We start from the raw sequence: 19,450 nt of genomic DNA on the forward strand, positions 1-19,450 counted from the left end.
TCGTTGCGCTGACGACCTCGCGCTCGCTTCCCCGGCAGCCGCATCGAACACCCCTCTTGCGTCCGGGCAGCACAACTCGTACGGTTCCCGGAAAGCGCTTACCAACGGCGGTGTGCGAGAGGAATCCCATGGAAGAAGCTGACGTCCTGGTCATCGGCGCGGGAGCGTCCGGCGGAGTCGCGGCGGGAGCGCTGGCGAAGGCCGGGTTCGACGTGGTCTGCCTGGAACAGGGCGAATGGCCCGACCGGGCCGACTACCCCGCCCAGCGCGACACCTACGAACTCGAAGCGCGCAAACAGTGGTCGGCGAGCCCGAACGTGCGGCAGAACCCCGCCGACTACCCGATCGACGACAGCCGGTCCGCAGTTGCGCCGCTGATGTACGCGGGGGTCGGCGGGAGCATGATTCTTTACGCGGGAGACTGGCCGCGGCTGCTGCCGTCCGATTTCCGCGTGCGCTCCCTCGACGGCGTCGCCGACGACTGGCCGTTGCGCTACGCCGACCTGCGACCGTTTTACGAACGCACGGACGTCGCCTTCGGCGTGTCCGGCGCCGGCGGCGACCCGGCTTACCCGGACGGCGCCGAACCCCCGCTTCCGCCCCTGCCGATCGGCCGGATCGGCGCGAGGATGGCGAAAGCCCATGACAAACTCGGATGGCACTGGTGGCCGGCCGCGCAGGCGGTGCTGTCCGCACCGCACCAGGGCAGGCGTCCGTGCGTCCAATTCGGATCGTGCATGCAAGGCTGCCCGGAAGGAGCCAAGGCGTCGACCGACCTCACCCATTGGCCGGCCGCGGTCGCGGGCGGCGCGCGGCTGCTGACCGGGGCCCGCGTGGCCCGGATCCTGATGTCCGCCAACGGACTCGCCGCCGGCGCCGAGTACGTGCTCCCCGACGGTTCGTGGCACACCGTCCGGGCCGACGTGGTGATCATGGCCGCCAACGCCGTCGGAACCCCGCGGATCCTGCTCAATTCGGCCACCTCCGCACACCCGGACGGCCTCGGCAATTCCAGCGGCCTGCTCGGGCGGCGGCTGATGGTGCACCCGTTCGCCAACGTCACGGGCTACTTCGACGAAGACCTGGAAAGCTGGCGAGGACACGTCGGAGCGAAGATCACCTCGTACCAGTTCTACGAAACAGACACCGACCGAGGTTTCGTGCGCGGCGCGAAATGGAGCCTCGCCCCGACCGGCGGCCCGCTGAACGCCGCCCTGCCGACCCGCGCGGGCGAGCAGACCTGGGGCCCCGCGCACCACGAGCACGTCAAGCGGCACCTCGGCCGGACGATCAGCTGGGGCATTTTCGGCGAAGATCTGCCGGACGAGAACAACCGCGTCACGGTCGACAGCGCGCTCACCGATTCCTCCGGAATTCCCGCCCCCAGGATCGAGTATTCCGTCAGCGACAACTCCCGGCGCCTACTCGACTTCCACATCGCGCGGGCCAGCGAATCCCTCCAAGCGGCCGGAGCCTCCGACGTCGCCGCCGAATCGCTCATGCGCTACTCCGGCTGGCATCTCCTGGGCACCGCGCGGATGGGCCACGACCCGGCGAGGTCGGTGGTCGACGAGCACGGGAAATCCCACGACATCCCCAACCTGTTCATCGTGGACGGCAGCGTGTTCGTCACCTCCGGCGGCGTCAACCCGACCAGCACCATCGCCGCGCTCGCCCTGCGCGCGACGGAACATCTCATCGCGAACCGCCGGAACCAGCCCGTCCCCGCCTGATCGGAGCCACCCATGACCGCGACCACCGGCCGCTTCCTTCCCGCCGAGTGCCGGGACTGGCTGCGAGAACTGGCCGACGACCTGATCCCCGCCGCCGGCCCGATGCCGTCCGCCGCCGCGGCCGGCATCGACAGCGGCCAGCTGGACATCGTCCTGCGAGTCTTGCCGAACCTCGTCGACGACCTCCTGCGCGCCTGGCGGGCCACCGCCGCCCTCCCCTCCGGTGTCGCCCTCAAGCAATTGAGCGAACTCGACGAGGCCGGGCACCAGGCGGTGCTGCTCGCGGTCGCGGGCAGCTACTACACGAACCGAACGGTGCGCGACTTGCTCGGCTACACCGGCCAACAACCCAGGACCGTGCAGATCGCCGAGGACATCGACGAGGACCTCTTGCTCCGGGTCGTGGAACGCGGCCCGATCCACCGGCAGGCGTGACCGCCGGTGCGGGACTCTCCCTCTGCCGAGTCCTTCCCGGGCGAGTCCCCAGAACTGCGATATTGCGTGGAGCTCTTCAAGAAGCGCAATTTTGCAACTCAGCTTTTTATGAATAACAGCTTCATGACCTTCGCTTTTAAGGGAGGCCCAGCAGCGCAGACTTCAAGGGCGTAAAATCTCTCGAGTAAGCATCCTTTCGGGACTCTTAGCGCAGCCACATTCACTGCTCACTGACGGTGTCGTTTCGCCTAGCGGGTCCACGCGGCACCGCCCCGCCGACGGAGGGGGACGGTGCCGCTTATTCGGCTTACTCAGGCGTCATGGAGGTTTCGTCCCGCGGTTTCCGGGCTTCGCCACGCGGCCACAGCGGCCCCGAGGCTCATCAGCAGTGCGTAGACAGTGAAGACCTGCTGCAGGCCGATGCTGTGCAGCCATGTGTCGAGCAGCGGCGCGGTGCCGCCGAAGACCGCGATTCCCAATCCGTACGGGATGGCGACGCCGCGCGACCGCACGCTTGTCGGGAACAACTCCGCATAGAACGCGGTGTTGGCGGCGGTCGCGGCGGACAGCAGCACCAGCGAGACGGACATCGCGATCAGCATCTGCCACCACTCGCTGCCCATGATCCACACTACCGGAAAGGCCAGGACAGCGGTCGTGATGCCATACACCAGGAAGTTCGCGCGCCGGCCGAATCGGTCGGAGAAACGTCCCCAGAACGGCGTGGCGACGATGTAGATCGCTTGCGAGATCAAGGCGACCGTGAATGCCGTCTGCTTGTCGGCTCCATAGGAAACGATCGCGTTGGCCGCGCCGTTGACCACCCAGGAATAGAAGGTGACCGTGATCCCGGCTGTCATCAGGAGAACGCGCAGCATGCCGCCGCGGTGCTCCCAGAGATCCTTGAATTGGGACGGTTTCGGGGCGTGGTCCGCGTTGCGGGCGGACTTCTCCGCGTGGTCGGTGAACGCCTCCGACTCGTGCAGGCTGCGGCGCAGGTACAGACCAAACAACCCGGTGAAGCCACCGAGGATGAAGGGGATGCGCCAGGCCCAGGATTCCATCTGCTCGGCGGTGAACGCGGTCGTGAGCACGGTGCCGATGGCCGTGGCCGCCATGATGCCGAGAATGAGCGCCATTCCGTTGAAGCTCATCCACAGCCCGCGCCGCTTGGACGGGGCGATCTCGGCCGAATACGAGTACGCGGCAGCGTTTTCCCCGCCGTATCCGAAACCCTGCATGATCCGGGCGACGATCAGGATCACCACTGCGGCGACGCCGATGCTGGAACTGGTCGGGCTCACCCCGATCGCGAGACTGCCCGTAGCGGTGACCGTCATGGCGATCACCATGGCGGTCTTGCGGCCGCGTTTGTCGGCCAGCCAGCCGAAAAAGACGGACCCGGCCGGACGGAACAGGAAGCCGACCGCGAAGACCGTCAGCACCGACAGGGTCGCCCCGATCGATCCGGCGCCGCCGAAGAACTGCTTGGAGAAAAACGGGGTGAAAATGCCGAAGACGGCGAAATCGTAGTATTCGAGGACGATGCCGAGCACGGTGCGGACCATCGCCCCGCGGGACTTGCTCTCTGCCCGGGTTTTCTTCTCTGTCGTTTCGCCCAGCACGACTCCTCCTTGAGTCTCGGGGTTGCTGATGAGTCGACTAGCCGCGGTGAACGCCGCCGAGGCCGCGGGCGAATTCCGCGATCGCGGCGCACAGGGCGGCCGGCTGTTCCGGCGCCAGCGCGTGTCCCGCGTCCGGGATGGTGCGCACGGTCACCCGTCCGCCCAGCATCGGCTTGAACACGCCGGGCACGACGACCGCGTCGAATTCCGCTTGCAGGTCCAGCAAAGGAACGGAACCTCCGGCGAAGTACGAATCGATCGGGGTGACGGTCCGCGCGTGCGACTGCGCGTCGTGCGCCTCGCGATACCAGCCGGTGAGCCACGGCCGCGGATCGTTGCCCGGAGCGAAGAACGCTTGCTCGAGGCACTCGATCCGCTTCGCTTCGGGCAATCGGGGGTCGCCCGCCCCGTCGATCGCTTCGCGCATCCTGCGGTACGGCTGCTCGGTCGAACCCGGTGGCATCTTGCCCGCCGAAGCGGCGGCCATGACCAAGCCTCGCACGAGATCGGGACGGTCGACCGCGAGCATGCGGGCGGGCTGGCTGCCCCAGGCGTGGCCTGCGACGACCACGGGTCCCGCTCCTTCGTGGTCGAGGACGGCGGCGACATCCGCGGCGAAGTCGTGCAAGTCCAGCCCCTCCATCGGCCCCGAGCTCCGGCCGATGCCGCGCGGCTGCGGCCGGAGCACCCGGAAGCCTTCTGCTGCCAGCAACCGGGCGACCTCGTCGTAGTCCTCGGCGCCGCGGCCGAGGGACGGGAGGATGACGATCAGCGGTCCGTCGCCCTGCCGGAGCGTCTCGATCCACACCCCGCGACCTGCCGGGACCACGATGCGTTCCGGGGTCGTCAGGGCGCATCCGGCCGTTCCGCACCCGGCGGGCAACCGGCTGTGCACTGCGTCTCCGCGGTTCACCGGGTTCCCTCCGTCCGGATGCGCACGAGCGCGTCGAGCGCGAGAACGCCCTCTCCCGCGGCCCGCACGACAAGCGGGTTGATCTCGGCTTCGACGACGTCCGGTTCGTGCACGGCCAAGGCCGACAGCCCGACGATCGCCCGCGCGAGCGCGTCGACGTCCCCCGGCGTCCCGCCCCGATATCCCCGCAGCGGAGCCAATCCCCGGACTTCCCGGATCATCTCGTGCGCTGTCTCGAGATCTACGGGTGCGAGCCGGGTCGCCGAGTCGGCGTACAGCTCGGCCAGCACTCCGCCGGTGGAGAGAACGACCATCGGGCCGACGTCGCGGCTGACGCGGTAACCGAGGAGGACTTCGACGCCCGCACCGTCGATCATTTCCTGCACCAGGACGCGGTCCAGCGCGATCGCGGGGTCGTAGGCCGCGACCGACGCGACGATCCGCTTCGCCGCGTCGCGGATTCCGTCCGCGTCCTCGACGCCGAGCACCACCCCGCCCGCGTCCGTCTTGTGCGGAAGCCGATCCGACAATGCCTTGACCACGACCGGATATCCGAACGGCAGCCGCGTCGGCCCGTCGAGCTCCGAGACCTCCAGCGCCGCCGACGCCGGTGTCCGCACCGAGTGCTTTTCCAGCAGGCGACCGGATTCGCGCTCGTCGAGCGTCGCGGTCTCCGCGTCCGGACCCCCGGGACGGAACTCCGCGCCCACCGTGCAGCCGCGCCGGCCGAACGCCGCGGCGATGACGTCCGCGCCGGACTCGGGAGTGCGGAACGCCGGCACCCCCGAAGCATTGAGCAGCGCTGCCGCATCGGGTGCTTCCGGGAGCGCGAACGCGACGACCGGCACCGGGTGTCCGCCTCGGGCGGCGATCGCTTGCACGGCGAGTTCCGGATTGAGCCGGGCCGACGAGCCGATGACGAACACGATCAGGTCGAATTCGCCGCTGTCCTGCATGAGCCGCAGCGCCTGGGTCACGATGTCGTGCCGGGCGCCGGCGAGCCCCAAGTCCGCGATCAGGCTGTGCGGAACCTGCGCGCCGGCGGCGTTCATCGCGGCGACGAGGTCCCGGCTGGGCGCGGCGACGTTCAGCCCGCGCACGGCGAGCTGGTCGACCATGACGGCCGCGCCGCCGCCGGTCGTGGTCACCACGCCGATCCGGGGAGAGCGCGGCTCCGCGCCGGCCGGGATCCGTTCCAGCAGCGCCGGGGCCTCGATCAGCCCCTCGAAATGCGACACCCGCGCGAAGCCGCAGGCGCGGAAGAAGGCTTCCGATTCCGCGTCCTCGCCGGCGAGCGCACCGGTGTGCGAAACCGCCAGCGCCGCCGCTTGCTCGCTGCGCCCGAGTTTGTAGACCGCGACCGGCTTCCCCGCTTCGGCAGCTGCCCGCGCGAACGCGGCGAGGTCTTCCGAACGGCGCAGCGACTCGAGGAACAGCACGTAGGAGGTCACGTTCGGGTCGTCGACCGTCTCCAGGCAGATCTCGCCGAGCGACAGGTCCGCTTCGCCACCGGTGGAGACCAAGCCCGCGAAGCCAACGCCCCGGCCGCGGGCGCGGCTGACGAGGGCGCCGATGACGCTGCCCGACTGCGACGCGACGAACACTCCCCCGCACGGCGTGCCCGGTTCCCCGAAGGCGGCGTTCCCGGTGAGCATCACGCCGGCCGCCGGGTGCACCACGCCCAGGCTGCTCGGGCCGACGACCCGGACCGGCCCTTCGGCCGCCGCGGCACGCAACCGGTCCTCGCGGGCGAGTCCCTCCGGACCGTCTTCGGCGAATCCGGAGGACAGAACGGTCGCCACCGGAACGCCGATCCGGGCGCACTGCCCCACGGCCTCGATCGCCGCCTCGGCACCGGTCACGATGTAGACGTGGTCAGGGACTTCGGGCAGGTCTTCGAGACTGGGCCAGGCCTTCTCCCCCTGCACGGTCTCCCGGCGCGGGTTCACGAAGTACGCGGTGCCCCGGTAGCCCGCCTGGGCCAGGAACCGCTGCGGGCGGCCGGTCGTCTTGCCGGGATCGTCGGAAGCCCCGACGATCGCCACCTTCTCCGGATACAACAGCGGGCGGGCGAGGCTCGCGAAAAGGTCGGTCATGCTGCGCTCCTTGCGCGTCTGGAAATCGACGGCGCGGCCTGGCCGCGCGGAGTGAGGTTCTCGACGGGACCGACTGCGCCGATCGGGCTGCGCGGTCCCTGGAACTGAGTGAAGACTCTACTCTATAGAGTATGTTCTATGGAATACCTAGATGAACCGAATGCGGTCCGAGCCGGGTCTGCGACCTGGGGCGACGCGTCGTCGACGGGCGTGCGGAACGACGCGCCGCTCCTCGATCGGCTCGCCGTGACGCCGGTCGGCGACGGCTGTTTCTCCGGCCGGCCGCCTGCCGGGTTCGCGCAGCGAGTGTTCGGCGGGCACCTGCTCGCCCAGTCGGTGCTCAGCGCGACAAGGACGGTGCCAGCGGGCCGAGTGGTGAATTCCCTGCACGCCTATTTCCTGCGAAGCGGTTCCGCCGACGAGGCCCTCGGTTATCCCGTGGCCGAGGTGCGCGACGGCAGGTCGTTCTCGATCCGCTCGGTGTCGGCTGTCCAAAGCGGACAGCAACTGGCGACAGTCCAAATCGGCTTCACCGCGCTCCGCGACCGCCCGGCGCCGGTGTCCGCGGCGATGCCGGCGGTACCCGCGCCCGAAGAGCTGCCGTCCGTCCGCGAACACCAGCCCGGGAAACCCGGTCCCGGCGGGGTGAACCTGCCGCCGCGCGAGAACTGGCGGACTGCCTCTCGCCCGCTCGATCTCCGCTGGGCCGGAGGGGTCGCGGGCGACCGGGCTCGCCGCGCGTTCTGGTTCCGCTGCGCCGAAATCGAGTCCGCCGACCAGAACGCGCACCGGGCGATCCTCGCCTTCGCGTCGGATCGTTCCCTGATCCCCGCGGTGGCGCAGGCTCGCGGGGAACTCGACCATCCCGGACCTCGCCCCTCGGCGACCGTCGACCACGCGATGTGGTTCCACGCCGACGTCCGCTGCGGCGAATGGCTGCTGTACGTGCAGGACAGTCCGGCGAGCACCGAAGTGCTGGGCCTGGCGCGCGGATTGATCTACCACCGCGAAGGCACGGTCGTGGCATCGGTGGCGCAGCAAGGCGTTTTCTTCCCTTCGTCCTGAGGCCGCCGGCTGGGTTCGCTCGGCGTGGCCAGGCGAACCCAGCCGGCGGTTCAGCGCAGCAAGGCCAGATCCCCGGCGCGGAATCCGTGCCCGGTGGCCTCGGCCAGGCGGCGCTGCCCGCGTTGCCGGGCCGCCGGGTCCAGTCCCGCGGTCCAGAACGCGATCCCGCCGACGTGCCCGGGAAATCCGTAGCCGAGGGTGAGCAGGAGGTCGATGTCGGACGGGCTCGCCGCGACGCCTTCCTCGAGCACGAGCGCGCTTTCGTTGGCCATCGCCAGCAAGGCGCGGCCGAGGATCTCCTCGGGCGGGATTTCCCTCGGCGTGATGCCCTTCGCCCGGCGGGATTCCGCGACGAGCCGGTCGACGAACGGGTCCGGCCGCGGCGTCCTCGATCCGGGTGCGTACCGGTACCACCCCGCCGACGTCTTCTGCCCGAGCCGGCCGGCTTCGACGAGACGGTCCGCGACATCCGGGTAGCGGGCGCGCGGATCCCGGCCGTGGTCGTGGCGCCGTCGCGTGCGCCAGGCGATGTCCAGTCCGGCCAGGTCCGCGACCGCGAACGGGCCCATCGCGAACCCGAACCCGGCGAGCGCCGCGTCGACGGCCGACGGGGTCGCGCCGTCCTCCACCAGCAACTCGCACTGGTATCGGTATGCCTGGTAGACGCGGTTGCCCACGAAGCCTTCGCTCGCCCCGGCGAGGATCGGGACCTTGCGCAGCATCGCGGCCAGAGCGAGCGCCGCTTCCGTCGCGGTCTCGCCGGTCTTCGCGCCCCGGACCACTTCGAGCACGCCGCTTCGGTGCGCCGGGCTGAAGAAGTGCGTACCTGCCAGACGGTTCGGATCGGCCAGGCGCGCCGCGAGCACGTCGATGTCCAAATAGGACGTGTTGGTGCCCAAGGGAATTCCGGGGTCGACGACGGCCTCGACCGCCGCGAGCGCATTCGCCTTGGCCTCGTAGTCCTCGAACACCGCTTCGATCACCAACCCGGCCTCCGCCAAGGCGGCGAACTCGCTGCCCGCACTCAGCGATTCCCGGCGTCTCGCGACCTCGGCGGCGGCGAGGCGACCGCTGGCGGCTTGCCGCCGCCAGGCCTCCTCGATCCCGGCGCGAGCGCGCTCGGCGACCTCGGCGTCCCGGTCGAGCAGGATCGCTCGTTCCCCGGATTCGACGACCGCACGAGCGATGCCGGCCCCCATCGTTCCCGCCCCCACCACGCCGACCGGGCCGACGGACCGCCGCCCGCGCGCCGGCGCGGTTTTCCGCGCCTCGGTTCGGGCGAAGAACAGGCGGCGCCGGGCGGCGGCTTCCCGGCTGGACCGGAGACGGTGGAACTCCGCTCGTTCGTGGGCGAGCGCGAGTTCCGCGGGAGCGGCCACCCCAGCTACCACCGCGCTGACGGCAGCCAGGACGGCCGGGCGGAGACCTTCCCGCGCCACTGCCTCGACCGCGGCGGTTTCGAGCGCCCCGGGTGCCTCCTCGCGCACCGGGCTGGTGCGCAAGAGGCGCTTGGCGACGGTCCGGCGCGCCAGCCGGACCGCGTCCTCCCGGAGCGAGCCGGTGGCGATCGCATCGATCAGCCCTTCCTCCGCGGCTTGTTCCACGCCAAGCGCCTTTCCGGAGGTCACGAGCTCCAGAACGCGCGACGGGGGCAGCAGGCGCAGCGTGCGCTGAGTGCCGCCGGCGCCCGGGAGCATCCCGAAGGCCACCTCCGGCAGTCCCACCCGGCCGCCCGGTGCGGCGATCCGCGCGTCGCAGGCGAGCGCCAGCTCCAGGCCGCCGCCCAGAGTGGTGCCCGACAACGCCGCGACCACCGGGTGGCGGCACCGTTCGATCAGCTCGACGACCTCCGGCAGTTCCGGCTTCGCCAGCTCGCCGGCGAATTCGCGCAGGTCCGATCCGGACAGGAAATGGCGGCCCGCGCCGATGAGCACGACGGCCGCCACGGAGTCGTCGGCCGCGACCGAGCGCAGTGCCGCGGCCAGTTCGCCGCGGACGGCCGCGGTGCCGGTGTTGACCGGCGGGTTGTCGATGACGAGCAGGGCGATCTCGCCCTCGCGTTCGAGGCGGACGAGACGGCGGTTCTCGGATGCGTCCGGCACGGCGATCAGCCCCGCTGGCTGAACCGGCGGCCGAAGATCTCCTCGGCGATCCGGTTCTTCAGCATGCCGATGGACCCGCCGGCGATCATCCATCCCCGGGTGCGGCGCAGGCAGTACTCGACGAGCGTGTCGGTGCTGTAGCCGAGCGCGCCCATCGCCTGCATCGCGGTGTCGGCGGCGCGGAAGCCCGCTTCGTTGGCCGCGAGCTTCGCGATGGAGGTGTCGTACGCGGAGGGCAGGCCGTTCTCCGCTCCCCGGACGGCGCGGTCGAGCAGCGCACTCGCCCCCTCCAGCCCGACCGCCGCTTCGGCGAAACTCCATTGCACGCCTTGGAATTCGTTCAAGGTCCGGCCGAACTGGGTGCGCCGGCCGACGTGCTCGCGCGCGAGGTCGAACGCGAGCCTGCCCAGCGCCAGCGACCGCGCGGCGTTGCCGATCCGCTCGACGTTGAACCCGCTCATCTGCTTCTTGAATCCGCCCGGGCCGAGCAGGAGATTCCGGCGGGGAATCCGGCATCCGTCGAAATACAGCGGAGCCCAGGTCTCGCCGCTCATGTAGGCCGAGGGCTCCCCCAGCGCGAACCCGGGCGCGCCGCGCTCGACCAGCACCGAGCCGATGTTCCCGGTGCCCGGGCCGAACCGGGCGTAGACGAGGAACAATGTCGCGTCCACGCTGTGCGTCGACCAGATCTTGCTGCCGTCGAGCACGAGTTCGTCGCCGTCCTCGACGACGCTGGTGGTCAGTTCGGTCGCCGCCGAGCCCGCTTCCGGCTCGCTCATCCCGAGCGCGATCAGCGCGCGCCCGGCGAGCAAGTCCGGCAGGTAACGCCGCTTCTGCTCGGCGGTGCCGAACTCCGCGAAGGTCCGGACGGCTCCGAAATTCCCGGCCTGCACGATGTCCGCGCTCTTGGGGCAGTGCTGGGCGATCTCCTGGATCACCGCCACCGCCGCGGCGAGCCCGGCTCCCTGCCCGCCGTCCTCCTCGGCGACGGTCAGCCCCAACAGTCCTTGCGCACCGAGCATTTCGGCGATTTCCCACGAGTACCCGGGTTCGTGGGCCCTTTTCAGCGCGCCGTCGGCCAAGTGCCGACGCGCGAAACCGCGCACGGATTCGACGAGATCGGCGTGTTCGATCGAGAGGTCTGTCACCGGTTTCGCGCTCGCTTTCGTTGTCGTGCCCATGGTTTTCATTCGCCGCGGGACCGGCCGGAGCCGGAACGCACTGCCGCGTCGGCGCACGCGAGGAAGTCCAAGTTCTCGAACGCCCACACCGCCTGGATCAGGCGCGCGGTTTCCTTCTCGCCGATCACCGGCTCGCACAGAGCGCGCACTTTGTCTTCGAGCGCGGAGTCCGACACCGGATTCGACGGCTCGCCGTAAGGTTGTTCGACCCGGTGCCGCACCGACGCGCCGTCCGCGAGAGTCACGGTGACTTCGGCGGGCCGTCCGCTGCGCGGGTAGGCCGCGTTCGCCGCGTCGTCCACCTCGACGGCGACGGTTTCCATCAGCTTCCGGTTCTCGGCATCGAAACGCTGGTCCTCCGCGAAGTCCGTGAGTGTCACCGCGCCTCGCCGGAGCGCGACGGCCACGGTGAACGGCAGGCTGAGCTGTGCGTCGAGAACGGTGTCGAGGACTGTTCCGTTGTGGTTGGCCGCGATCGCGAAGGTGCCCACTCGCACCGCGGTCACGGCCTCGGGCGCGAACCGGTGTTCCTCGCGGAGCGCGATCGCCGCGTCGATCGCGCCGTGCAGGTGCCGGCAGCACGGATACGGTTTGACGTAAGTGTTTTCCAGCACCCACTCGGCGCCGAGCCCGTCCGTGATCCGCCCGGGGAACCAATCGACGCCTGGTTCTCCTGCGAACGCGGCGAAATAGCCTTCGGGTCCTTCGAGAACGGTGGTCGGTCCGGTGAGCCCGGCGGCGGCGAGGTCCGCGGACACGATCCCGTCCCGCGCCGCCTTGCCCGGATGCAGCCGCTTCACCTCGGCGGAGCCGTTGAGGAAGGCGAACAGGCCTCCGGCGTGCGATCCCGCGATGCCCAGCGCGTTCGCGACCTCGGCCACCGAACCGCCGTTGAGCGCGGCCACCGCTGCGGCGGCGCCGAACACCCCGCCGAGGGGCGTGTTGTGGAAATGCCGGTTGCGGGTCGCCGGATGCCCGGCCGCAGCGATGCGGCACGCCAGTTCCATGCCCGTCACCGCCGCCTTCAGCACCCGCTCCGGACCGGCGCCCGTCTGCTCGGCCACCGCGAACACAGCCGGCAGGACGACCGACGTCGGGTGCATGCTGCCCGGGGTGTAGCCCTCGTCCGCCTCGATGCCGTGCCCGTTGGTCCCGTTCAGCACCGCGGCGCCGAGAATCGACGAGCGGCCGTGGCCCACCGCGGTCGCGGCGTCGCCCGGATAGGTCCGCGCCACGTGCGTCGCCACCGCGTGCGACACCGGCCCGACCGAGCTGGCGACCACGCCGGCCAAGTGGTCCAGCACCATCCGCCGCGCGTGCCGGTGCAGTCCCGGCGGCAGCGGCTCCTCCTGCCGCCGGACCACCCATTCGGCAACGTGCCAGGTCAAACCCTCATGTGCGTTCATGCACTCTCCCGGATCCCGTTTCGTCGTCGACGCAGGGGCGCGCACGCCCAGCGATCGCGGCTGAGACTACATACTCTATAGAGTGTTGTCTATGCGATCTAGGATGACGGACGCCCCGCGCTGACGTTGTCCTATAGAGTGGAGAGCAGCCGAGGGCGAAACAGGGAGGCTTCATGACCGACGGGGCGATCGCGCCGCCGCAAAGCCGGACGGCCTACGTTGCCGACCGCATCCGCCGGGACGTCGCCTCGGGCGAACTGCGCCCCGGCGAACTGATCAAGCAGACCGTGCTCGCCAAACGCTACGGCGTCAGCCCTACCCCGGTCCGGGAGGCGCTGCGACTGCTGGAGGCGGACGGCGTCGTCACATACTCGCCGCATCGAGGAGCCTCGGTCCTCGAGATGACCCCGGACACCGCACAGGATCTCTACCGGCTCCGCGCCGCGTCCGAAGCCGTCGCCGCGGGAATGGCGGCCGAGCGGATGACCCCGTCCGGCCTCGCGCTGGTCCGCGACAAGCACGCGCTGCTCGACGAAGCTGTCCGTGCCGGGGCCGACCCCGCCGAACTGTCGGTGCTGAACAAGGACTTCCACTTCGCGGTGTACCAGCAGTCCTCGCCGATCGTCCTGCAGTACGTCGAAGCGCTCTGGGTCCGGTTCATTCCCTCGTCGACCATCTGGACGCCCGCGCACGCCCGCGAACTCCAAGACGACCACGACGGCATCCTCGATGCCCTCGTCCGCGGCGACGCCGAGGAAGCCGCCCGGCTCACCAGCGCGCACATCCTCCACGCGGCCGAGATCCGCGACCGCGAACCCGGGCTCCGCCCGGCCGGCGACGTCGAGCGGGAGCAGTTCCCCGCCGGCCGGTGAGCACCGCGCGAGGGGCGGCCGAGGTCACGCGGATCCGGCCGCCACTGTGTTGTGGTAGCGGAATACCCGGCGCTCGCGCGCGGTCGCGAGCGCCATCGCCCGCGTCCGCCAGGGCGTGCTGACCGCGCGCTGGTAAGCGGGCGAGCGGAAGAGGTCCGTGCTGTCGATCTCGTGGAATGCCAGCAGGTCCGGACCGCTGCCCTCGAGCTTCCGGTACCGGCGGATCCGTCGCCAGCCGGACACCTCGAGCAGCATCGGCACATGTTCCTCGCGGTACCACCGCTCCAGTTCGGCGGCGTCTCCGGACAGCCCGACCGCCACGACGACTGGCGCGGGCGACGCGCAGTGCCCCCACGTCCCGACGAGCTCGTACACCCGCCGGTCCAGAACCGCGAGCCGGTCGACGACCGACTGCTCGCGCGGGCCGCGCCGCCGGATCCGCTCGTACTCCGGCGTTTTCAGCGCGGAGAGCTCCAGCTCGTACCAGGCCAGCCACGAGGGGCGCGCGCCGTCGCCCTCGCGGTAGCGGTATCCGGCGCGGATGCCGGGCACGCTCAGCCGCGCCGGTCCGTGTTCGGTGTCGTACCAGTCGTGGAACTCCTCGTCCCCGACCGCGCCCGGTTCGGACAGCACGTACAGCAGTCCCTCGGTCATCCCGCGTCCCTTCCTTGTCGTCCAGTAGGCTTCCGGCCAAGCGGCGAGCACGGCGAGGAGCGGCAGTGTCGAGAGAGGACCCCGACGTCATCGATTCGGTGGCGAAGGCATTCCAGCTGCTGCAGGCGTTTTCCGCGGACCGGCCGGCGATGACGGTGAGCGAGGCTTCCGCGGCCACGGGCTTCAGCCGGGCCACGGCGCGGCGGATCCTGCTCACGCTCGAACGCCTCGGATTCGCCGAGACGGACGACCGGCGGTTCCGCCTCACCGCCGGCGTGCTGCGCCTCGGCTACGGCTACCTCGCCGCCCTGCCGTTCTGGGAGCACGCACAGCCCCGCATGCGCGCGCTCGCCGACGAACTCCGGGAGTCGTGCTCGATGGCCACATTGGACGGTCCGGAGATCGTCTACGTGGTGCGGGTTCCCGCGTCCCGTTCGATGACGATCACGCTGAACGTCGGGTCGCGGCTGCCCGCCTACCCGACCTCGATGGGACGGGTGCTGCTCGCCGCGCTGCCCGAACCCGAGCTGAAGTCCTATCTGGACACGACCGAGCTGAAAAGGCTGACCTCCGCCACGATCACCGACCCGGCGCGGCTGCGGGCCGAACTGCGCCGGGTCGCCGACCGGGGTTTCGCCGTAGTGGACGGCGAACGCGAGGAAGGCATCCGCTCGGCGGCCGCCCCGGTGCGGGGCGCCGGCGGGCGCACGCTGGCCGCGCTGAACGTGTCGGTCAACGCGGCCCGCGTCTCGCTGGAGGAACTGCACGAGCGGTTCGTGCCCCGGCTGCTCGAGACCGCCCGCGGCATCAGCAGCGACATCGAACGGCTGCATTAGCCCGCCGGGAAATCGAAGCACCGCGCGGGGTTCGCGACGAGAAGGCGTTCCCTGGCCTCCGGGTCCGGTGCGATCTGCTCGATCAGGTCGACGAGATCGCCGTCGTTGGGCACGAAACCGTGCGTGTTCGGGTGCGGGAAGTCGGTGCCCCACACCACCCGCTCCGGCGCCTCGGCGGCGAGCAGCCGGGCGAGCGCGGCGGAGTCGGCCAGGTCCGGCGGCGCGGTGGCGATCCGGTCGGCTCCGCTGAGCTTGACCCACACCGGCCCGCTCTCCAGCAACCGCAGCAGCGACCGCACCGGTTCGCTGTCCAGCCCGTCGCGGAGATCGATCCGTCCCATGTGGTCGATCACGACCTGAACGCCCAGCGAGCGCACCAGTTCCGCGTGATCGGCGACTCCGGTTCCCGCGACGTGCAGGGCGATGTGCCAGCCGAAGGGCCGGATCAACGCGACGACGGCGTCGATCTCCGCGCGCGACGGCGCGGGGCCGAGATGCGGGGTGAAGTGCAGGCGGGCCCCGCGAACCCCGGCCTCGTGCAGGCGCTTCACCTCGCTTGCCGGCGTCGTCGGCCGGATCAGGCCGACTCCCCGGTACCGGCCCGCCCCGGCTTCCAGCGCGTCGAGCAGAACCGCGTGATCGTCGCCGTGGCAGGCGGACTGGACGAGCACGGCGCGTTCGAAGCCGAGCAGCCGGTGCAGCGCTCGCAGATCCTCCTTGGGCGCTTCCGGCGGGGTGAAGGTCCGGTCCTCGGCGTACGGGAACTTGGCGACCGGGCCGAAGACGTGGCAATGCGCGTCTCACGCGTTGGCGGGCAACGGGGTCGCCGGCGCGTGCGGATTCGGATCCGGGCCGGGGTTGCGCGGGTCGCTCATCAGTCGCACCTCGCGGACATCCCGCCGTCGACGACGATCTCGGTCCCGGTCACGAACCGGGCCTCGTCGGATGCCAGGTACAGCGCGGCGTAGGCGGTGTCCCGGCCGTCGCCCGCGAACGCGAGCGGGATGCGCGCCTGCCGCTGTGCCAGCAAGGACTCCACGTTTCCGCCGGCCCGCTGGCCGGCGAGGCGTTCCTCGACCATCGGAGTGTGCAACTGGCCGGGCACCACGGTGTTGACGCGGATGCCGTCCGGCGCGTGCTGGACGGCAGTCACCTTGGAGAACTGGATGACTCCCGCCTTCGCCGCCGCGTAGCCGACTTGCGCCGAACCGGTCCAGCGCGTGCCCGAGGTGGACGCGGTGTTGACGATCGCGCCGCCTCCCTGGGCTTTCATCACCGGGATCGTGTGCTTGCAGGTGAGGAACACGCTGGTGAGGTTGTAGTCGAGCTGGCGCGCCCAGTCCTCTTCGGACAGTTCGACCGGACCGCCCTTGAACGAACCCCCGACATTGTTGACGAGAATGTCGATCCGGCCGAATTCCTCCTGGCACGACCGGACCATCGCGGCGACCGCCGAGCTGCTGGTCACGTCGCACAGGTGCGTGCGGATGACTCCGCCCTCCGCTTCGACTGTCCGGACGGTTTCGGCCAGCGCTTCGGCCTTGAGGTCCACAGCGAAGACCCGAGCGCCTTCCCGCGCGAACAAGACGGCGGCGGCCCTGCCGTTGCCCCAGCCGGGTCCGACGCTGCCCGCGCCCGTGACGATCGCGGTCTTGCCTTCCAGCCGGCCGGTCATGCGCCCACCTCCAACGCGACGAGGAACCGGGAAACCAGGTTGTACGCTCCCACGGTCACCGTCAGTTCGACAATTTCGCGCGAGTCGAAATGCTTGTGCAGAGCGGAGAAAACTTCCTCCGGAACGCTGACGTTCTCGGTCATCGCGTCCGTGTAGGCGACTGCGGCCCGCTGCCGCTCGTCCAGCAACGCGGTGTCCCCGTCGACGCGCAAGGCTCCGACCTGTTCGGCGGTCATTCCTTCTTTCCTCGCGACCGGTTCGTGTGCTGCCCATTCGTAGTCCGCGCCGTTGAGCGCTGCCACGCGCAGCACCGCGAGCTCCCGCAGATCGCCCGGGAGCGTTCCCTGGCCTCGGATCGCGCCCAGCAAGCTGTTCCAGCCGTCGGCGAACGGCGGGCTGTGCAGCAGCATCCGGTCCAGCGGGGTCAGGCGCCCCCCTCGGCGCGCGCGGATCCGGTCGGCGACCTCGCCCGCCGTCTCCACGTAGTCCAGCCTGGCCATGTATTTCCTTTCTTTTCTATTCCGTTGCGACGGTCTCGCGGACTGTCTCGCGACCGGAGAGGACCCGGCGAGCCCGCTCGCGGTCGAAAACGCCTTCCCACCGGCTCACCACGACGCTGCCGAGCATCTGGCCGCAGAGGCTGACGAGGCCGCGCATCGTCGAGAGGAACCGGTCGACGCCGAGCACCAGCATGATCCCGGCGATCGGAACGGTCCCGGTGGTGGACAGCGTCGCCGCGAGAATGACGAACCCCGCGCCGGCGACGCCCGCACTGCCTTTCGAGGTGATCATGAAGACGGCGAGCAGCCCGATTTGCTGCCAGATCGACAGATTCACGTCGAAGGCCTGCGCGATGTACAGCGAGGCGAACCCGAGGTACAGGCACACCCCGTCCCCGTTGAACGCGTATCCGGACGGCACGACCAAGCCGACGATCCGCTTCGGACAGCCCAGATGCTCGAGTTTGCGCATCAGCTGCGGCATCACGACCTCGTAGTTCGAAGTGCCGAGCGTGATCAGGAGTTCGTCTTTGAAGTAGCGGTACAGCTTGAGGATCCGGATTCCGCACAGCCGGGCGACCGCTCCGAACACGACGAGGCAGAAGGCGATTCCGGTCGCCCAGAACAACAGGACGACTCCGCCCAGACTGGCCAAAGTGGACGCGCCGAATTTCCCGGTCGTGTAGGCCATCGCGGCGAAAGCCCCGAGCGGGGCCAGGTACATGACCAGCTTGACGATGCCGAACATGACCTCGCCGATGCGCTCGACCGCCTCGACCACCCGCGCGCCGCGCTCCCCCAGCGCTTTGACCGCGACCGCGAACAGGATCGACACCAGGAGCACCTGGAGCACGTTCCCGCCGGTGAAGGCGCCGACGAGGGTGTTCGGGATGATGTTGACCAGGAAGTCGTACCAGTGCTGCGACGCGCCTGCCCGCGCGTACTGCTGCGCGGTACCGGACAGGTGCAGAGCGCCCGGATCGGCGTGGATGCCGCTGCCCGGCTTGAACGCGTTCATCACGAGGAGACCCACGACCAGCGCGACCGTGGTCAGCACCTCGAAGTAGACCAGCGCCTTCATGCCGATGCGGCCGACGCTCGCGAGTTCGCCCGCCGACGCGATGCCGGTGACGATCGTGCAGAACACGATCGGGGCGATGAGCATCTGGATCAGCTCGATGAACCCGGAACCGACGGGCTGGAGCGCGGCGCCGACGCCCGGGGCGGCGAGCCCCAGGATCGCCCCGAGAACGATCGACACCAGAACTGTCAGATAGAGCTTTCTGGTGAAGGCGGTGCGTAGCAACGATCCGGTTGACATCTTCGTCCCTCGTGTTCGCCTGTCGCACATTTGCGCGTCTGACGAACACAGTATGAGTACCGCCCTCGAACAGGTCAACCTCGAAGCCGAGAGTTACCGATGTGCCACAGCGCGCAGCAGGGTCATCGGCCTTGCGCGAGCTTCGGAGTGTTCCTGTTTTCGGCCGCTTTCCTCTCTGGCTGCCGACGACGGTTGCGCAACCAAGCGCCGCCGATGGCGTCGCAACACCGCTCCCGACCGGCCCCGCGCTGATGCAACGCACACGCAGCACCCAACGCCACCAAACGCGCAGCGCCGCACTGCACCCAACAACGACTACGGCCGAACCGCTGGTTTCCAGAGGACGACCGAACCGCCGCCGGATCTCCTCGGTAACACGCACCCCGTCCTGTGCGACTGCTCCAGAACAGTCCGAACGACTGGAGCACGACATGACCACTACCCGCCTCGTCGCCGGTTCCGTCGCGTTGGTGTTCGCCCTCGCGGCCACCGCGACGATCACGTACTTCGCCACGCGACCCTCGGGCATGTCGCTCGGGATCCCGTCGTCGTTGACCGCACCGCCCGCGAAGACGTTCGTGCTGACCGGCGTCCTCACCATCGAAAGCGACCTGTCCGGCGTGCAGACGGACGGCACCGGAACGACGGACAGCGCCTGCCAAGGAACCGGCGGATACTCCGACCTCACACCAGGCACAGCCGTCAAAGTGTCCGACGGCGCCGGCCACGTCATCGCAACCGGCTCGATCACCAGCGGCACCGCGCAAACCAGCTACCTCTACGACCACAACGTCGTCACCGGATGCCAACTCGGATTCACCGTCAACGACGTCCCCGACGGACTCCCCTCCTACGTACTCACCATCTCCCACCGCGGAGACCAATTCTTGCCAGCCGACCGGGCACACGCACCGATCACGCTCACCATCGGCGGCTGAACAGGCACCTCGACCAGATGGGTGACCTGTGACTGCAGCAGCCTGGATAACAACGGCTCCGCCCGCTCAGAGTCGCTCGGCGGCACGACTCCCGCGGC

The 19,450-nt window shown here is 69.9% G+C and carries 16 protein-coding genes and 1 pseudogene; 6 read left to right on the plus strand and 11 right to left on the minus strand.

Going from position 1 to position 19,450, the window contains the following annotated elements; all coding sequences use genetic code 11:
• Positions 1-128 precede the first annotated feature (128 nt).
• Together PUT80_RS26015 and PUT80_RS26020 are read left to right on the plus strand one after the other, a co-directional pair.
• Positions 129-1,733 carry a GMC family oxidoreductase gene (locus PUT80_RS26015; RefSeq protein ID WP_275293790.1) on the plus strand — a complete coding sequence of 535 codons (1,605 nt, stop codon included), beginning with the start codon at positions 129-131 and terminating at the stop codon, positions 1,731-1,733.
• Between the two features lie 12 nt (positions 1,734-1,745).
• Positions 1,746-2,168 carry a hypothetical protein gene (locus PUT80_RS26020; RefSeq protein WP_275293791.1) on the plus strand — a complete coding sequence of 141 codons (423 nt, stop codon included), beginning with the start codon at positions 1,746-1,748 and terminating at the stop codon, positions 2,166-2,168.
• 311 nt (positions 2,169-2,479) lie between these two features.
• Here PUT80_RS26020 and PUT80_RS26025 read toward each other — a convergent pair whose 3' ends face one another.
• Genes PUT80_RS26025 through PUT80_RS26035 form a run of 3 tightly spaced genes read right to left on the minus strand, consistent with a single transcriptional unit; the run spans position 2,480 to position 6,802 of the window.
• A complete protein-coding gene (locus PUT80_RS26025) occupies positions 2,480-3,793 on the minus strand; it encodes an MFS transporter (protein ID WP_275293792.1) in 1,314 nt (437 codons plus the stop codon).
• 37 nt (positions 3,794-3,830) lie between these two features.
• Positions 3,831-4,706, minus strand: a complete 876-nt coding sequence (locus PUT80_RS26030; RefSeq protein WP_275293793.1) for an alpha/beta hydrolase — start codon at positions 4,704-4,706, stop codon at positions 3,831-3,833.
• A complete protein-coding gene (locus PUT80_RS26035) occupies positions 4,703-6,802 on the minus strand; it encodes an acetate--CoA ligase family protein (protein ID WP_275293794.1) in 2,100 nt (699 codons plus the stop codon). Before PUT80_RS26035 ends, PUT80_RS26030 begins: the two co-directional genes overlap by 4 nt.
• Before the next feature lie 138 nt (positions 6,803-6,940).
• On the opposite strand from PUT80_RS26035, the gene PUT80_RS26040 reads away from it, so the two are divergent.
• Entirely contained in the window at positions 6,941-7,867 is a 927-nt protein-coding gene (locus PUT80_RS26040) for an acyl-CoA thioesterase domain-containing protein (protein WP_275293795.1), read from the plus strand.
• A gap of 50 nt (positions 7,868-7,917) precedes the next feature.
• Here PUT80_RS26040 and PUT80_RS26045 read toward each other — a convergent pair whose 3' ends face one another.
• From PUT80_RS26045 to PUT80_RS26055, 3 genes are read right to left on the minus strand one after another with little or no spacing between them, the layout of a single operon-like run.
• Positions 7,918-9,969, minus strand: coding sequence for a 3-hydroxyacyl-CoA dehydrogenase NAD-binding domain-containing protein (locus tag PUT80_RS26045; protein WP_275293796.1), 2,052 nt, complete (start codon positions 9,967-9,969; stop codon positions 7,918-7,920).
• Between the two features lie 5 nt (positions 9,970-9,974).
• The gene (locus PUT80_RS26050; RefSeq protein ID WP_275293797.1) at positions 9,975-11,150 is read right to left on the minus strand and encodes an acyl-CoA dehydrogenase; all 1,176 of its coding nucleotides are present in this window, start codon (positions 11,148-11,150) and stop codon (positions 9,975-9,977) included.
• A 5-nt stretch (positions 11,151-11,155) separates the two neighbouring features.
• The gene (locus tag PUT80_RS26055) at positions 11,156-12,556 is read right to left on the minus strand and encodes an MmgE/PrpD family protein (protein ID WP_275293798.1); all 1,401 of its coding nucleotides are present in this window, start codon (positions 12,554-12,556) and stop codon (positions 11,156-11,158) included.
• A gap of 173 nt (positions 12,557-12,729) precedes the next feature.
• Here PUT80_RS26055 and PUT80_RS26060 point away from each other — a divergent pair, with 173 nt between their 5' ends.
• Entirely contained in the window at positions 12,730-13,428 is a 699-nt protein-coding gene (locus PUT80_RS26060; RefSeq protein ID WP_275293799.1) for a GntR family transcriptional regulator, read from the plus strand.
• Positions 13,429-13,452: 24 nt separating this feature from the next.
• Here PUT80_RS26060 and PUT80_RS26065 read toward each other — a convergent pair whose 3' ends face one another.
• The gene (locus tag PUT80_RS26065; RefSeq protein ID WP_275293800.1) at positions 13,453-14,082 is read right to left on the minus strand and encodes a hypothetical protein; all 630 of its coding nucleotides are present in this window, start codon (positions 14,080-14,082) and stop codon (positions 13,453-13,455) included.
• Positions 14,083-14,147: 65 nt separating this feature from the next.
• On the opposite strand from PUT80_RS26065, the gene PUT80_RS26070 reads away from it, so the two are divergent.
• Complete coding sequence (locus tag PUT80_RS26070) at positions 14,148-14,918, plus strand: IclR family transcriptional regulator C-terminal domain-containing protein (RefSeq protein ID WP_275293801.1); 771 nt, start codon at positions 14,148-14,150, stop codon at positions 14,916-14,918.
• Here the strand turns inward: PUT80_RS26070 and PUT80_RS26075 are convergent.
• From PUT80_RS26075 to dctA, 4 genes and pseudogenes are all read right to left on the minus strand, one after another.
• Positions 14,915-15,658: pseudogene (locus PUT80_RS26075) on the minus strand (amidohydrolase family protein); the annotation flags it as partial. The gene PUT80_RS26070 and the pseudogene PUT80_RS26075 overlap by 4 nt on opposite strands.
• Positions 15,659-15,792: 134 nt before the next feature.
• Positions 15,793-16,593, minus strand: a complete 801-nt coding sequence (locus PUT80_RS26080; protein WP_275293802.1) for an SDR family oxidoreductase — start codon at positions 16,591-16,593, stop codon at positions 15,793-15,795.
• A complete protein-coding gene (locus PUT80_RS26085; protein ID WP_275293803.1) occupies positions 16,590-17,093 on the minus strand; it encodes a carboxymuconolactone decarboxylase family protein in 504 nt (167 codons plus the stop codon). Before PUT80_RS26085 ends, PUT80_RS26080 begins: the two co-directional genes overlap by 4 nt.
• 16 nt (positions 17,094-17,109) lie before the next feature.
• Complete coding sequence (gene dctA / locus PUT80_RS26090) at positions 17,110-18,414, minus strand: C4-dicarboxylate transporter DctA (RefSeq protein WP_275293804.1); 1,305 nt, start codon at positions 18,412-18,414, stop codon at positions 17,110-17,112.
• A 431-nt stretch (positions 18,415-18,845) separates the two neighbouring features.
• On the opposite strand from dctA, the gene PUT80_RS26095 reads away from it, so the two are divergent.
• Entirely contained in the window at positions 18,846-19,352 is a 507-nt protein-coding gene (locus tag PUT80_RS26095; protein WP_275293805.1) for a hypothetical protein, read from the plus strand.
• The last annotated feature ends 98 nt before the right edge of the window (positions 19,353-19,450 follow it).

The sequence above is a fragment of the Amycolatopsis sp. La24 genome (assembly GCF_029087445.1).
Lineage (GTDB): Bacteria > Actinomycetota > Actinomycetes > Mycobacteriales > Pseudonocardiaceae > Amycolatopsis > Amycolatopsis nivea.